Origin of the sequence: Neotamlana sargassicola, assembly GCF_020523965.1 — a bacterium.
In the GTDB taxonomy this organism is placed as follows: domain Bacteria; phylum Bacteroidota; class Bacteroidia; order Flavobacteriales; family Flavobacteriaceae; genus Neotamlana; species Neotamlana sargassicola.
The window spans coordinates 305,877-323,241 of record NZ_JAJAPX010000004.1 but is presented as its reverse complement, the minus strand read 5'-3'; the positions used below and the strand labels follow the sequence as shown (position 1 = coordinate 323,241).

10 protein-coding genes are annotated in these 17,365 nt (G+C 35.3%); all 10 read left to right on the top strand.

Features of this window, described 5'->3' with window-relative positions; translation table 11 throughout:
- Positions 1 to 2 precede the first annotated feature (2 nt).
- Genes LG651_RS11735 through LG651_RS11690 form a run of 10 tightly spaced genes read left to right on the top strand, consistent with a single transcriptional unit; the run spans position 3 to position 17,363 of the window.
- Positions 3 to 791, top strand: coding sequence for an SGNH/GDSL hydrolase family protein (locus tag LG651_RS11735; protein WP_226696317.1), 789 nt, complete (start codon positions 3 to 5; stop codon positions 789 to 791).
- 3 nt (positions 792 to 794) lie between these two features.
- Positions 795 to 2,645, top strand: a complete 1,851-nt coding sequence (locus LG651_RS11730; RefSeq protein WP_226696316.1) for a beta-N-acetylhexosaminidase — start codon at positions 795 to 797, stop codon at positions 2,643 to 2,645.
- A 1-nt stretch (position 2,646) separates the two neighbouring features.
- Positions 2,647 to 4,134 carry a sulfatase family protein gene (locus tag LG651_RS11725; RefSeq protein ID WP_226696315.1) on the top strand — a complete coding sequence of 496 codons (1,488 nt, stop codon included), beginning with the start codon at positions 2,647 to 2,649 and terminating at the stop codon, positions 4,132 to 4,134.
- 18 nt (positions 4,135 to 4,152) lie between these two features.
- The gene (locus tag LG651_RS11720) at positions 4,153 to 6,495 is read left to right on the top strand and encodes a GH92 family glycosyl hydrolase (protein ID WP_226696314.1); all 2,343 of its coding nucleotides are present in this window, start codon (positions 4,153 to 4,155) and stop codon (positions 6,493 to 6,495) included.
- A gap of 47 nt (positions 6,496 to 6,542) precedes the next feature.
- Positions 6,543 to 7,943 carry a sulfatase family protein gene (locus LG651_RS11715; protein ID WP_226696313.1) on the top strand — a complete coding sequence of 467 codons (1,401 nt, stop codon included), beginning with the start codon at positions 6,543 to 6,545 and terminating at the stop codon, positions 7,941 to 7,943.
- 1 nt (position 7,944) lies between these two features.
- Positions 7,945 to 9,528 carry a sulfatase family protein gene (locus tag LG651_RS11710; RefSeq protein ID WP_226696312.1) on the top strand — a complete coding sequence of 528 codons (1,584 nt, stop codon included), beginning with the start codon at positions 7,945 to 7,947 and terminating at the stop codon, positions 9,526 to 9,528.
- A 23-nt stretch (positions 9,529 to 9,551) separates the two neighbouring features.
- Entirely contained in the window at positions 9,552 to 11,213 is a 1,662-nt protein-coding gene (locus LG651_RS11705) for a glycoside hydrolase family 172 protein (RefSeq protein ID WP_226696311.1), read from the top strand.
- An 8-nt stretch (positions 11,214 to 11,221) separates the two neighbouring features.
- Positions 11,222 to 13,687: a prolyl oligopeptidase family serine peptidase gene (locus LG651_RS11700; protein WP_226696310.1), complete on the top strand. Its 2,466-nt coding sequence runs from the start codon at positions 11,222 to 11,224 to the stop codon at positions 13,685 to 13,687.
- A gap of 5 nt (positions 13,688 to 13,692) precedes the next feature.
- The gene (locus LG651_RS11695; protein WP_226696309.1) at positions 13,693 to 15,237 is read left to right on the top strand and encodes a sulfatase-like hydrolase/transferase; all 1,545 of its coding nucleotides are present in this window, start codon (positions 13,693 to 13,695) and stop codon (positions 15,235 to 15,237) included.
- 11 nt (positions 15,238 to 15,248) lie between these two features.
- Positions 15,249 to 17,363 (top strand): right-handed parallel beta-helix repeat-containing protein, encoded by a 2,115-nt coding sequence (locus LG651_RS11690; RefSeq protein ID WP_226696308.1) that lies wholly within the window; start codon positions 15,249 to 15,251, stop codon positions 17,361 to 17,363.
- Positions 17,364 to 17,365: the final 2 nt, after the last annotated feature.

The window sequence follows — 17,365 nt, the reverse complement described above, 5'->3', positions numbered from 1 at the left end:
ACATGCATAGAAGGAGTTTTGTAAAATATTTAGGAGCTACAGGAATTTGTATTAGTGCTTCATCGTGTGCTTCTTTAAATTTATTTGGAGATACATATGATGAAGAAGTAGCACGCGAAGCTTGGAAAAACTTAGCAAACAAAGAAGCTGCTTTTGCTTATGTAAGCCCTAATAAAAAATTACCAAACGTATTTATTTATGGCGATTCTATTTCTATTGGCTATACAACTACGGTTAGAAAAGAGTTAGAAGGCAAAGCCAATGTGTTCAGGTTTCATAAAAACGGACAGTCAAGTAACAAGTTTATTCCTTTTGTAGAAAAAATGAAAACCACCATGTTTCAACCGTATTTAAAAGGCGGTTGGGATTTTACTTGGGACGTTATTCATTTTAATGTAGGCTTACACGATTTAAAATATGTTAAAAACGGCAAGCTCGATTTAGAAAATGGTAAGCAAGTAAATAGCATTGAAAAGTACAAAGAAAACTTGCATGAAATCTGTAAGTATTTAAAGAAGGAATACCCTAAAGCAAAATTAATTTTTGCAACAACAACTGCAGTGCCAGAAGAAGGTGCCGATGGTAGAGTTGCTGGCGATAGTGTAAAATACAATACAGCGGCATTAGAGGTTTTAACAAATTATCCTGAAATACAAATTAACGATTTGTACGCCTTTACAAAACCACACGAAAAGGAGTGGTACATAAAACCGCATAATGTACATTATAATGAGCTTGGTAAAACGGCTCAAGGTAAAGAAGTGGCTAAAATAATAGCCCAAAACTTATAGTTTATGAATAGAATAGTAATTTTTATAGCCATTGTATTGCTTTCTGTAACTGGAAAAGCACAAGAAAATACATTTATTCCGCAACCAGAATCTGTGGTGTTTAAAAATGGGGTGTTTAATTTATCGAATACCACTAAAATTTACATGCCAAAGCAAGTAGCATCAAGCTTTAAACCATACGTTTTAGAAAAATTAAAATTTGAAACAGGTTTAGATTTTGTTGTTGAAACAGGAAAAGTTAAAGCAAAATCGAATTACATTGAATTTCAAAAAACAAAAGATAAATCGGTAAAAGAAGAAGGTTATATTTTAGAAGTTTCAGATTCAAAAATTATAGTTAAAGCAAAAGGTTTTTCTGGGTTTTTTAATGGATTTCAAACTTTACGACAAATAGTTCCTATCGAAAAAACATCAGAAATTAAGCTTCCAAATGTAACAATTACAGATAATCCAAGATTTGGTTGGCGTGGTGTTTTAATGGATGTGTCGCGTCATTTTCATTCTAAAGAGTTTGTAATGAAGCAGATTGATTTATTGTCGTCTTACAAAATAAATGTGTTCCATTTGCATTTAACCGATGATCAAGGTTGGAGAGTGGAAATTAAAAAATATCCTAAGCTAACAGAAAAAGGTGCTTGGAGAGCAGAACGAGACGATCATTGGTGGAGCAGAAAACCGGCAACCACCAGCGAGCCTAAAACAGTTGGTGGATTTTACACACAAGACGATTTAAAAGAAATTATTGCATTTGCTAAAACCAGAAATGTAGAAATTATTCCAGAAATAGATGTTCCTGGTCATAGCAAAGCTTTGGTAGCTTCGTACCCAGAATTATTTTGTTCGGATATTGATACTACTGGTGTAAATTTTGAAGTTGCCGTTGGTGGTAAAGCGCCTAACAATACGGTTTGTCCAGCAAGTGAATTTACCTATGAATTTTTAGAAGGTGTTATTGAAGAAATAGCCGATTTATTTCCATCAAAATATCTACATATTGGTGGCGATGAGTGTAGCAAAAAAGATTGGAAAAAAAGTGCCATGTGCGCTGCTCTTATGGAAGAAAACGGTTTAAAAGATTACGAAGAATTACAGAGTTATTTTATTCAACGTATTCATAAAATTGTAGAAAAACAAAACAAAACCATGATTGGTTGGGATGAGGTTTTAAGTGGTAATGGTGTTCCTGGAGCAACTATTATGGCATGGCGTAGAGGTAAATATAACCCAGAAGTTCAAGCGCCAAGAGAAGGTTACCCAACTATTATGACCTCTTATTTACATTCCTACATAAGCCGAGTTCAAGGGCCAACTTTTATGGAGCCAGAAGGTCCTAATTCGGTATTACCTTTATCTGTAGTGTACAATCACGAACCTGTTCCTGCAGAATTAACCCAAGAAGAAGCGGCTAGAGTGTTAGGAAACCAAGCCAGTTTATGGGGAGAATTTACACCAACAGGAGAACATTTTGAGTATATGTTGTACCCTAGAACTTTAGCAAGCGCAGAAGTATCTTGGAGTAAACCAGAAGTGAAAAGCTGGGAGCGTTTTCAAAAGGCATTAGAGTTTAAACACTTTAATAGATTAAAAAAAGAAGGGGTAAACGTTGCAAAAAGTTTGTTTACAGTGTATCCGGCTTTCGGTATCGATCAATTACATAATAAAGCTATTGTGTATTTAGAAACAGAAGCAGTTGGTTATGATATTTACTACACACTAGATGGCAGCAATCCAACAATTGAAGCAACTAAGTATACCGAAAATTTTAAAGCAGTACCAAAGTCTTTATTAAAAGCAGGATTATTCAATAAAAAAGGCGAACTGTTGGGAGAAATAACAGAGATAAGATTAAAATAATATGAAACTAAATAAAATACTTTTTGTAGCGCTATTCATTTCAAGTTTAGTATCGGCACAACAAAAACCTAATATTGTTTACATTATTTGTGATGATTTAGGTTATGGCGATATACAAGCTTTAAACCCAGAAAAAGGAAAAATTTTAACTCCAGAAGTTGATGCTTTAGCAAAAGAAGGCATGACGTTTACCGACGCACATTCGGCATCGGCAGTTTGTACACCATCTAGATATGCGGTGCTTACAGGGCGTTACTCTTGGCGTTCAAGACTACAAAAAGGGGTTTTAAGTGGCGGCGATGAGCTAGATCCTTTAATTGCAGAAGATATTACAACCGTTCCAAAAATGCTTAAAACAGCAGGCTATAAAACTACCGCAATTGGTAAATGGCATTTAGGATTTAAGTTTGTTGATGATGAAGGCAATCCTGCCGAAGTTTACGATGGTAAAAAAGTAATTGGTCCTGCAATTGGTTCTACCGTTCCTAACGGGCCATTATCACGCGGATTTGATTCTTATATCGGGTTTCACCACTCTAGAGTTATGAAAACCGTAATTAAAGATGATAAGGTAATCGATAAAATGGAGCCCATTAAAATGCTTCAATTTTTAGGCGATCATGCTACAGAATATATTGCAAAAGAAGCCGATGCTAGCGAGCCGTTTTTTATGTATTTGGCTTTAAATTCTCCGCACAGTCCGGTTGTACCATCTGAAGATTGGCAAGGTAAAAGTGGTATGGGGGCCTATGCAGATTTTGTTATGGAAACCGATTTTGTAGTTGGCCGTGTGTTAAATGCTTTAAAAGAAAATGGTATAGAAGACAATACGCTTGTATTTTTTACTAGCGATAATGGGTGTTCTGCTCCGGTTTCAAAAGCAGGAAAATTAGAAAAAGAATTTGGGCATTACCCAAGTGCTAATTTTAGAGGGTATAAGTCTGATATTTGGGAAGGTGGTCATCGCATTCCGTTTATTGTAAAATGGCCTGGTGTTATTGAAGCGGGTTCAGAGAACGATAAATTAATTTGCCAAACCAGTTTAATGGCTACTTGTGCCGAAATTGTTGGTGCAGATTTAAATGGAACTACTGGTGTAGATTCATACAGCATTCTTCCGATGCTTAAAAACAAAAAAGCGAAAACTGATTATAATTTAGTGGTGCATCATTCTATAAACGGAAAATTTTCTATTCGTAATAAAAAATGGAAATTAGAATTAACTCCAGGTTCTGGCGGATGGTCTGGACCTACCGATAATAAAGCCATTAAAGAAAACTATCCAGATATTCAATTATATAATATGAAGAAGGATGTGGAAGAAACTACAAATGTTTACGATAAGTATCCAAAAGTGGTTAAAAAACTAACATCACAGCTCGTTGAAATTGTAGAAAACGGAAGAACAACTTCAGGAAAAACATTAGAAAACGATGTGGAAGTAGACATTTTTAAACCAGGTATTACAAAAAAAGCATCGGCACACTAACAAAACAGAATACGTTACATGAAAATTAAAAGGTTAAAAATATCGGTCTATTTCACTTTAGTTTTAAGTGTGTTATTTGCTATTGCATGTTCTACAACAAAAACTGCCAAAACGGTTGAAGCTGATAATAACACAAAAGAGCCGGTAGATTATATCGACCCAATAATTGGCGCAGTTACCTACGGTAAAAAATCTAAAGATGCTCACGGTTTTGGTAAAACATTTCCAGGTTCGGCAACACCTTTTGGTTTAGTACAATTAAGTCCAGATACGGTTTCCGATGGCGATAACGGCCCTGGATATTCCTACGAGCATTCTACTATAGAAGGTTTTAGTTTTACACACATGAGCGGTATTGGTTGGTTTGGCGATTTAGGAAATTTTTTAGTAACGCCAACAGTAGGAAAATTACAAACGAATAGAGGCGTTGAAAAAGACCCAGAAAGTGGTTACCGTTCGCGTTATTCACACGATACCGAAGTTACAGAAGCTGGATATTATGCCGTAACAATGGACGATTACAAGGTGCGTACAGAACTAACATCATCGCCAAGAGCAGGAATTATTCGTTTTACCTATCCAGAAAGCGATAGTTCTCGTGTGCAAATAGATTTAGCGCGTAGAGTAGGCGGAACATCAACCGAACAATACATAAAAATAGTAAACGAAAACACCATTCAAGGTTGGATGAAATGTCCGCCAGAAGGTGGTGGTTGGGGCGCTGGTGCTGGAAACGCCGATTATGTGGTGTATTTTTATTGCCAGTTTAGTAAGCCTTTAAAAGATTATGGTATTTGGAGTGCCGATTTACCAGATGTAAAACGTAAAATGCGTTGGATACGTAAAGACAATTACCAAAACGCCATTAAAAACGCTAAAATTTATACCGATAAAACCGAATTACAAGGCGAACATTTAGGTTTTTATACCAATTTTAATACCAAAGCCGGCGAACAAGTTTTAGTAAAAAGTGGAATTTCATTTGTAAGTATCGAAGGCGCAAAAGAAAATTTAGAGCACGACATTAATCACTGGGATTTTGATAAAACCAGACAAGAAGCTAAGGATTTGTGGAGCGATGCGATTTCTAATATTTCGGTTGAAGGCGGCACAGATGCAGAAAAAACTATTTTTTATACGTCGTTGTATCATACGTTAATCGATCCTCGTGCTTTTTCAGATGTCAACGGAAATTATGTTGGAGCAGATAAAAAAATACATCAAACTAATGATTTTACATACCGCACCATTTTTAGTGGTTGGGATGTTTTTCGTTCACAATTTCCACTTCAAACCATAATTAACCCAAGTTTAGTAAACGATGAAATTAATTCGCTAATTCAAATGGCAGAGTTAAGCGGTCGCGAATATTTACCACGTTGGGAAATGCTTAATTCCTATTCCGGAGTGATGTTGGGTAATCCTGCAGTTTCAGTTATTAACGATGCGTACCAAAAGGGCATCCGAAATTACGATGTTGAAAAGGCATTTACCTATTCCTTAAATACGGTAAATAACACAGGTAATGGAACACTTGGTTATTCCCATAAACACATTTCTAAAACCTTAGAATATGCATATTCCGATTGGGCTTTGGCAACCATGGCAGAATCTTTAGGAAAAGCAGATGTTGCAAAAGAATATTTTAAGCGCAGCAAAAATTATAAGAATATTTGGAACGATGAGGTTAATTGGTTTAGAGCTAAAGATAGCACAGGAACTTGGTTGCCATGGGAAGGAAAAACAAAACACGGTCAAGGTTGTATAGAAAGTAATCCGTATCAACAAGGTTGGTTTGTACCGCATGATATAGCCGGTTTAAAAGAACTTATGGGAGGCGAAACGGCGTTTAAAAACGAGTTAATTGCTTTCTTTGAAAATACACCAGAAGATTTTCTTTGGAATAACTATTACAATCACCCAAACGAGCCAGTACATCATGTGCCATTTATGCTAAACGAAGCCGACGCGCCACATTTAACACAAAAGTATACTCGCAAAATTTGTGAGCAAGCTTACGGAACCGATGCTTTTGGATTATGTGGAAACGAAGATGTTGGGCAAATGTCGGCATGGTATGTTTTAGCATCTATAGGAATCCATCCTATAAATCCTGGAGATAATAAATACCAAATTACAAGTCCGGTATTTTCAGAAGCAGAAATAAAATTAGATAAGAATTATTATTCAGGAAAAACCTTCAAAATTATAGCGCATAATAATTCAGAAGAAAATATTTATATCCAATCTATAAAATTAAACGGTAAAATTTTAGACAGATATTACATTACCCACGATGAAATTGTAAACGGTGGTGTTTTAGAGTTTGATATGGGAGCAACACCAAAAATAAAAGGTTAATCATTTTTGAGTAAATAGAGACTAAACTAAAAAAGGAATACAACCACATGAAAATTAATAGAATAACATTTTTATTATTAGTATTCCTAAGCTTTTGCTCATTGCTTAACGCACAGAAACAGCAAAAACCAAATTTTGTAATTGTATTAGCAGACGATATTAGTGCCAATACTTTAGGTTGCTACGGTTCTCCAAACCCCAATACATCTCCTAATATCGACCAACTGGCAAGCGAAGGTATAAAGTTTACCAACATGTTTGTTTCTCAGGCTATTTGTGCACCAGCACGAGCAGAATTAATGACGGGTTTAATGCCTGTAAAAAATGGTTGTTCTATTAACCATGCCGCTACAAAAAAAGGCACGCTAAGTATTGTGCAACATTTAGAAAAGTTAGGCTATCGTGTGGGATTAACAGGGAAAAGACATTTTAAACCAAAATCGGTTTATCCGTATGAGTTTATTGATGGCTTTACACAAAGTGTTGGTTTTAGAGGTCCAGCACCGGAAGATTGGAGCGGCGTAAAGGAGTTTGTTACGCGCAATCCTAATCAACCTTTTTGTTTACTTATTTGCTCTGTTAATGCGCACGCTCCATGGGATGCCGGAGATAGCAGTTTATGGAATGCTGAGGAACTGATTTTACCAGATAATCTTGTAGATACCGACGTTACACGCAAATACTTTCGTGAATATTTAGCAGAAGTTAGAGCGTTTGATGAGCAAGTTGGTAAAGCACGAAACCTTATAAAAGATAATGGTCTAGAAAAAAACACCGCTATGATTGTTTTAGATGAAAACGGTACAGGAATGCCTGGTGGAAAATGGACCACCTACGATTGGGGCGTGCGGTCTGCTTGTGTAATGAAATGGCCAAAATCGTATAATCAAAAATTAGAAACCAATGCTATTGCGCAATACTGCGATATTCTTCCAACGTTAATTGATGCGGCAGGAGGAAAAGTGCCTACAAATCTTGATGGTAAAAGCCTAATGCCAATAATTAATAAGAAGACAAATACACATCGAGAATATGCTTTTTTCTTGTACAATAGTGGTAGTGAAGGTCCAGAATATGCATCTAGAGCAGTAACCGATGGAAAATTTAAGCTCATTTGGAATTTAACACCAGATAATCTTTACGCAGTGCGTGTTATTAATGGGTTTGATTATGGTTATGTAGATAAGAAAATGCCTGATAGAGATGTGAGACAAATTTATCTGTCTTGGCTTGAAAAAGCAGGTTATAATGAAACTGCGAGTAACTTGGTGCAGCGTTATAAAAAACGACCAGAATTTGAATTGTACAATTTAAATGAAGATCCTTATGAGCTTAATAATCTAGCCAATCAACCAGAATACGCTACAAGAATAACTGAATTAAAAACGGCTATTCAAGATTGGATGAAGCAGCAAGAAGATCAGTTAGGTTTTCAAAATAAAATATAAAATGAGGAATTCTATTCATGTTACTATTTTATTGAAGGCTAAAAAGTGCGTTAGCGGTTTAGTCATAATGCTCTCTGCGTTTATCATAAATTTTGGTTATGCTCAAAATTTAAATAAAACCGTGAGTCTTCCTAATATCATTTTAATAAATGCCGATGACTTAGGCTATGGAGATTTGAGTTGTTATGGAGCAAATCTACTAAATACGCCTAACATTGATAAGTTAGCATCAGAAGGACGCAGATTTACAGATGCCCATTCAGCTTCAGCCGTTTGTACACCATCTCGTTATGCCCTTATAACTGGAGAATATCCCATTAGGCATGGGAATTTAAATGCTCCAGTTTTTCTAAAAAGTAAATTAGTTATTGATACCCAACAGGAAACTATTGCTTCTTTATTAAAAAAAGCGGGTTATGCCACTGCTTGTGTTGGTAAATGGCATCTTGGTTTTGGGGAAACCGAACCTGTAGATTGGAATAAGCCATTAAATCCGGGGCCTAACGAACTCGGGTTTGATTATTATTACGGAGTGCCTGTGGTAAATAGCCATCCTCCTTTTGTGTATGTTGAAAATCATCATGTAGTAGGTTTGGTAGAAGACGATCCTTTTGTTTATGGTAAGAAAGCAAAAACACAGGAGGTTTTTGAAAAAATGAAATTAAATGCCATTGGTGGAGCCGATAAAGCGCATGAGTTATATGTTGATGAAGAGGTTGGTACACATTTAACAAGTAAAGCCCTTGATTGGTTAAAAGAGCAGAAGGATAAACCATATTTTTTGTATTTAGCAACAACTAATATTCATCATCCGTTTACACCAGCATCACAGTTTAAAGGAACTAGCCAATGCGGAATTTATGGCGATTTTGTACATGAATTAGATTGGATAGTTGGCGAGGTTATAAAAACGGTAAAAGAAAAGGGAGAAGAAAAAAACACACTCATCATTTTTACCAGTGATAATGGTGGTATGTTTAATGCTACAGGGCAAAAAACGTGGCAACTTGGGCATAAACTTAATGGCGATTTATTAGGTTTTAAATTTGATGCTTGGGAGGGCGGACATAGAGTGCCTTTTATTGCGCATTGGCCTGGAAAAATTAAAGCAGGAGAGGTATCTAACCAATTAATTTGTAATGTAGATATGCTAGCAACATTTGCAAGTCTTACAGGACAAAAGTTAGCAAAAAACCAAGGCATAGATAGCAATAATGTATTAGATGCAATTCTAGGTAAAACAGAGGAACAAATTCGTGAGTCGTTATTACTTGCGCCCCTTAAAAAATCCCATCTGTCCATTAGAAAAGGAAAGTGGATGTACATAGGTGCAAGAGGTGCAGGAGGTTTTAGTAGTGAAAAACAAGGGTCACATGCTTTTGGAGGACCAAAGGCCATAGCATTCGCTGGAGAAATAAATAGTGATATCGAAAATGGAAAAATAAAAGTAGATGCGCCACCTGCTCAATTATACAATTTGGAAATTGATCCTAATCAAACAACAAATGTTTATAAAGATTTCCCAGAAATAGTGAATGAAATGGAAGCTATTTTAAATAATTACAGAAACACATCAACTAGATAAAAACCAACTAATAAGAACCAAACATGAAATCAAAAATCAAAACTTTTAAAACGGTCATTTTGCTAGCAATCAGCGTTTTAGTGTTAGCATCTTGTTCGCAATCCAAAAAAGAAGAATTGGTGTCAATAGAATCATTATTAAATGAAATGATAGACCGCGAAGCCATATCTAAATTTCCAAAAAATGAGTTTCGTTTAAAACAAGAAAGTAGTTATAACAGAGCATCAAAAACACCAAACGATACGGTGGGTTGGTTTATTAACCACGATTTCAATTCTAAAGAAAGCGACAAAAATTTTATTCGTGTAGAAGAAAATAATGGAGAAAAAGAATGGGTTTTAATGGATCACCAAGGCGCAGGCGCAATTGTGCGTACTTGGATGCCTTTTTTAAACGCCAAAAAGCCAACAACAACTAGCGTTATTAAAATATATTTAGATGGTGCAGAAGTACCAACTTTAGAAGGAAATATGCTAGGGCTTTTAAACGGAACAGGGTTATTTCCGTTTCCTTTTGCACATAAATCTATACGTTCTGCAGTATCCTTTTTTCCAATTCCGTATGCTAAAAGCTGTAAAATTACGGTGACGGAAAAACCTTTTTTCTATCAATTCACTTACAGAGAATATACCGAAGGAACCCAAATAAAAACGTTTACAGCTGAAGACTTTAAGAATCAAACCGAATTAATAAAAACAGTAGGAGAAACTTTGTTAGCTCCTAATGTAACAGATAAAGGTGAAACATTGCAATTAAATGAAACTTTAAAACAAGGCGAAGAAAAGTTTATAAACTTACCCGAAGGCACTAAAGCCATAAGAGATTTATCGTTAAAACTAGGAAGTTACAAAGACTCTACGGTTACCCGTTCTGTGGTTTTAAAAATGGAGTTTGATGGGCAAGAAACCGTTTGGTGTCCAATTGGCGATTTTTTTGGCAGTGGAGTAGGCTTAAATCCGTTTCAAGGCTGGTATAGAACTGTGGATAAAGATGGAACTATGGCAAGCAGATGGGTAATGCCTTATCAAAAAAATGCCAAAATAGCTATACTCAATTTAGGAGAAAAGGCTATTGATTTACATCTGAAAACAACAATCGCCGATTACAGTTGGGACGAAAGCAGCATGTATTTTAATGCAGCTTGGAGAGGAGAATATCCAGTTTCAACCAGACCATTTTCCGATTGGAATTATGTTACAATAAAAGGTAAAGGGGTGTATGTGGGCGATGCTTTAACCATTTGGAACCCTGTTAAAAGATGGTGGGGCGAAGGCGATGAAAAAATTTGGGTAGATGGCGAAGATTTTCCATCCATATTCGGAACCGGAACCGAAGATTACTACGGTTATTCTTGGGGCGGTATGAGTAACGATTTTTACGAGCATCCATTTCATGCGCAAACAGCTAGCAATGTTTACAATAAAAATAATAGAAAACCTGAAGCCGAATTTGGCACTAGAAATACCCAAAAATATAGTACAGAAACACGTACTCGTGCTTTAGATGGTATGCCTTTTGGTTCGTCTTTACAGTTAGATATGGAAATTTGGAGTTGGACTAAATGCGATATGGAATATGGCGTAGGCGTGTATTGGTATGGTAATGCGGCAACAACATCAAACCGAACTCCAGATCCGGAAGGCGTTAAAAAACTATTAAAAGTCGAAAAAGAATTAATTAACTAAATACAATAATGAAAACCAAAAGTCTCTCAACCTTATTAATAGCATTATTTTCAACCGTCGTTTTAATAGCTCAAGACACCATTCCATTAACCAAAGGTTTAATGGTTGGTAGTACAAGTCAAGCTAGAAGAAGCATGATTTATAAAGATCCTGTTTTTCATAGTTTTATTACTCAAAAACAATATAAACCCAAAGAAAACGACAGCATTGGTTTAAATAGAAGAGATGAGGTTGAGCGATGGGAACGTGTTACTGCCGATGAAAACGGTGTTTTTAAAAGCAGAAAACTACGCGGTGGTTATTTATTTATAACCTACAATTCCCCAGTAGAACAGCTTCGTGTTTTAGAAATATCTGGGCATAACGAGGTTTTTGTAAATGCTGTACCTCGTGGTGGCGATGTGTATAATAAGCATTTAACTTTTCATCCAATTCAAATAAAAAAAGGCGAGAATACCTTTTTAGTAAAAGGTGGTCGCGGACAAGTAAATTTACAATTATTACCTGTAATTAAACCTATTTCGTTTTTAAAACGAGATATGACAATTCCTGATTTTTTAACCACAGAAAACGATACCAAAATAGGTTCGGTTAGAATTTTAAATGCATCAGAAAATAACCTGAAAAACCTAAAAATAGTTGCCGAAAGTAATGGTGAAGTTTTAGAAACTAAAGCAGCTTCTATTATTCCAATGGCAATGCGCAAAGTAGCCTATAAGGTTAAAGATAATTATACTGAAAAAGATACGGTAAGAGTCCACTTAAAATTATATAACAACAATAAGTTAGTTGATGAAACCTCGGTTTTATATCACGTACGTACACCGCAAGATCGATATTCTAGAACATTTGTTTCAAACATCGACGGCAGTGTGCAATATTTTTCAGTTAAAGAAGGCGATTTAAAAACAGACGAACAACCAGCGATGTTTTTATCCGTACACGGGGCAAGTGTTGAAGCTAGAAATCAAGCAGCATCTTATAAAGCAAAAGATTGGGGACATGTTTTTGCTCCAACAAACCGTAGACCTTTTGGTTTCAATTGGGAAGATTGGGGCCGTTGGGATGCTATGGAAGTTCAAAAAATAGCTGAAGATATGTATGGCACAGACCCAAAACGCACCTATTTAACAGGGCATTCTATGGGCGGTCATGGTACTTGGCATTTAGGCGCTACCTTTCCTAATAAATGGGCGGCTATTGCACCAATTTCGGGTTGGTATTCCTTGTTTTCTTATGCTGGAAAAGAGAAAGCAGAAAACGAATCGGCTATTGAGCATATGTTTACACGTTCTAATTATGCGAGTCATACGTTAGAATTATCCAGAAACTATTTACATCACGGCGTTTATATTCAACATGGCGATGCCGATGAGGTAGTTTCGGTAGATCAAGCACGTTTTATGAAAAAGCATTTAGCAGAGTTTCATCCAGATTTTGCCTATTTAGAATATGAAGATAAAAAGCATTGGTTCGGTATCGATTTCCACACCATTTTCGATTATTTTAAATGGCATACCATTCCGGATAACGATGTGGTAAAAACTTTTGAGTTTAAAACGGTAAATCCAGGTGTGTCTTCAGAAAGTAGATATGTAAGTTTATATCAACAAGAAAAATTATTTGAGTTTACAAGCATAAAAGGCACTCAAAATGCAAGAACCGAAAAACAAATAAAAAAGAATGAAGTTTTAAAAACGAGACACATTTCTTTTGAAACTGAAAACTTAAAGAAGTTTAAAGTTAATTTAGAACATACTAAAGCTTCAGACACCGTAAACATTACAATTGATGGTGTTAAGTTTAATAATATTGATGCTAAAAACAAGAATGATATTTGGTTTGAAAAATTAAATGATTCTTGGAAAATAGCAGAAGCTCCTAGCAATACGTTCGAGAAAAACCCAACACGCTACGGTAATTTTAAAGAAGCGTTTAAAAACAATATGCTGTTTGTTTATGGAACTAAAGGAACTACTGCCGAAAACAATTGGGCGTTTAATAAAGCCCGTTTTGATGCCGAAACATTCTATTACCGAGGTAATGGCTCTATCGATATCATTTCGGATAAAGAGTTTTCACTTAAAAAATATAAAGATCGTTCGGTTATCCTTTACGGAAATGCTTCAACAAACAGTGCTTGGAAAGTATTGTTGAAAGATAGTCCGGTGCAAGTAAAACGCAACGAAATTAAAGTAGGAAACAAAATACTAAAAGGTGATAATTATAGCGCCTATTTAACTTTCCCAAGAACGGATAGCAAAACGGCTTCAATTGCGGTAATTACAGGTACGGGAATTAACGGATTTAAATCTGCCAACCAAAACAAATACTTTGGTTCTGGAACAGATACTCCTGATGTTTTTATTTTTAATAATACCATTTATAATGATGGTGTTAATGCTGTGGAAGCTATTGGGTATTACGGTAATGATTGGAGTTTAGAAAACGGTGAAATAGAATGGAAAAACTAAGGTTTATGTTTACTAAAATATCAAATAACTTAAAACGTAGTTTACTGCTAATTATTACCATTAGCTTTGCTTGGTCTTGCAAACAAAACGTTGAAAAAAAGGTGATTTCTGAAACTAATGAAAAGCCTAATTTCATATTTATTTTAGTAGATGATTTGGGTAAAGAATGGTTTACAAGCTATGGCGCTTCAGAAATTAACACCCCAAATATAGATGCCTTAGTTAATATGAGTATAAAATTTAACAATGTGTATTCTATGCCACAATGTACACCAAGTCGTGTGGCTTTAATAACAGGTCAGTATCCGTACGAAAATGGTTGGGTAAATCATTACGATGTGCCTCGTTGGGGACATGGTGCTAATTTTGATGCCGATAAAAACCCAAGTTTTGCTAAGGCGTTGCAAGAATCGGGTTATAAAACATGTATTGCAGGTAAATGGCAAATAAACGATTTTAGAATAGAGCCAAATGCGATGCAAAAGGCAGGTTTCGATGAGTTTTGTATGTGGACAGGTTACGAATCGGGCAATAAACCAAGCGATAAACGCTATTGGGATCCTTATATTTTTACAAAAGAAGGGAGTAAGACCTACGAAGGTAAATTTGGGCCAGATCTGTTTTCAGATTTTGTAATCGATTTTATGAATACCTATAAAAACAATCCGTTTTGTATTTATTATCCAATGGTTTTAACGCACTCACCTTTTGTACATACACCTCTAGAGCCAAATGTAAAAACTAAATACGAAAAGCATAGAGCCATGGTGCGTTATACCGATTTTATTATCGGAAAAATTCTAGATAATCTTGAAACATCAGGCTTGGCAAAAAACACTTATGTGGTTTTAACTACAGACAACGGTACGTCGCCATCAATTATTGGTAAAAGAAACGGAAAGTATATTAGAGGCGGAAAAGCTTATTTAACCGAAAACGGAATTAATGCACCATTCATTGTAAAAACACCAGATAATAAACATTTTGAAACCGATGCTTTGGTCGATTTTACGGATATGTTTCCAACGTTCTTAGAATTAGCAGGAGCCGAAAATAAAGCAGATTTAAATCTTGACGGTCATTCGTTTGCTAAAGTTTTAACCGAGAAAGCACAAAGTACTAACAGAGACTATATTTTATCAATGGGTGGTTTACCGGGGCATATTAATAAAGATGGTTGGCTGGTAAATGCTTTGCAATTTAGAGATCGTGTATTACGAAACGAGCAGTATAAAGTATATGTTGATACGCTTCAAAAAGTACACAGAATTTACAATTTAAAAGAAGATCCATACGAAACTAAAAACTTAATTGATGACGCTAATTTACAATCTGTAGTAAACGAATTTCAAACAAAAGTTGATGCTTTGCCAAGTTTAGATAATAACCCGAAGTATACCAAAACAAAAGGCTTACCAACCGATGTTAAAAAAGCTTTTTTAGATAAGGCAGCAGAGCGTATTAAGCACAGAAAAAATAATATGATGGGCTTAGCTACCGAAGCACAATTTTTAAAGTTGAGTACTATACCAGTCGAAAATAAAAAATAAATCTCTCAATTTTGAATAATATTAAACACATAGTTTTCGCTATCGTGTTTTTAAGTTTTAACTTAAATGCACAACACAAAATTTACATATCTCCAACTGGTAACGATACTAATTCGGGAACTAAAACAAAGCCTTTAGCTACTTTAACTGGAGCAAGAAATGCAATAAGGCTTTTAAAGGAAAATCAATCGTTTAAAACACAAGCTTTCACGGTAATTGTCAAAGACGGATTGTATGTTATGAAAGCGCCTTTTGAGTTATTTCCAGAGGACAGCGGTACCGAAAAACACCCAATAATTTATAAAGCAGAAGAAGGTGCACACCCTGTTTTTAGTGGTGGCAAAACCATTTCAAATTTTACTGAAACAGAAAATGGATTGTGGCAAACTAAAGTTCCGGAATCGGTGTATTACAACTGGAAATTCGATCAGTTATACGTTAATAATAACCGAGCGACTTTAGCTAAAACACCAAACCAAGGTTTTATTAAAATAGATACAGTTTTTCAAAACATCTGGAAACAAGGTAAATCTAAAGTTGCAGAACGTGCTGAACAGATTATATATTTAGATAGTAACGGCGCAAAAGCTTTGCAAAATATAAAGCCAAACGAACTTAAAAATGTACGTTTTAAAGCGTACCATAAATGGGATTATACGTTAAGGCATATTGATGATTTTATTGCCGATAGCAGCAAAATAGTAACTTCAGGAAAAGGTATGAAACCTTGGAATCCGTTAAAAAAGGATAGACGCATAATTCTTGAAAACTACGAAGCTGCTCTTGATGCTCCGGGTGAATGGTTTTTAAAAGATAACGGCATTTTACTTTACAAACCCAAGGATGGCGAAATCATTAATAATACCGAGTTTATTGCGCCCGTTTTGGGGAATTTAATAACAATTGCAGGTAACGCTAGTGAAAATAAGTATGTACAGTATATTAATTTTGAAGGCTTAAGCTTTAAACATTGTCATTATAAAATACCTCCAACGGGTTCAGAGCCTAATCAGGCGGCAGCTATTTTAAATGCAGCCATTTTGGTTGAAAATGCGAAGCATATAAACGTAAGTAATTGCGAAGTATCAAATGTTGGCCAACATGCGGTTTGGTTTGGTAAAGGTTGTAGTTATTCATCAATTAATAAAACATACATTCACAACATTGGTGGCGGTGGTGTTTATTTAGGCGATTTTAAACCGTTACAAAACGAGCTTCATACACATCACATTTCAGTAGAAAATAATATTATAAAATCTGGCGGACAAGAATTTCCTGCGGCTGTTGGTGTTTGGGTTGGCCATAGTTCAGACAACATAGTAACCCATAACGATATTGGTAACTTTTTCTATACCGGAGTTTCTGTTGGTTGGGTTTGGGGCTATAAGCCAAGTTTAGCAAAACGCAATACAATTTCTTATAATCATATACATCATATTGGTTGGGATTTGTTAAGCGATATGGCGGGAATTTATACTTTGGGAGCTTCAGAAGGTACGGTGGTCGAAAATAATTTGATTCATCATATACATTCGTATTCTTACGGTGGCTGGGGCATGTATGCCGACGAAGGTTCTACAGGAATTGTGTTTAAAAATAACCTAGTTTATAGCACAAAAACTGGCGGATTTCAGCAAAACTATGGAAAGCATAATGTTGTAAAAAATAACATTTTAGCTTTTGCAAAAAAATATCAATTGCAATGTACAATTCCAGAAAAGCATAAGTCGTTTACTTTCACAAATAATATTGTAATTTTTAACGAAGGTATGGTGGCTAAAGGCGCTTGGGATACTGTAGTTGCAGAGATTGATAAAAATATATATTGGAACACCAGCAGTACCGATTACAATTTTAATGAACATAATTTTGAAGAATGGAAGGCTTTAGGATTCGATAAACATAGCCTAATTACTAAGCCATATTTTAAAGATACAGAAGCTTTTAATTTTAGCTTTAAAAGAAAAAAGAATTATAAAAAAATAGGTTTTAAACCTTTTAATTATTCGGAAGCTGGAATTTATGGCGATGCCGCTTGGATTGAAAAATCTAAACTAAAACCCGAAATAACCGAAGCTTTTGATAAAGCGGTTGAAACTAACATGAAAATGAAAATAAAACGATAACC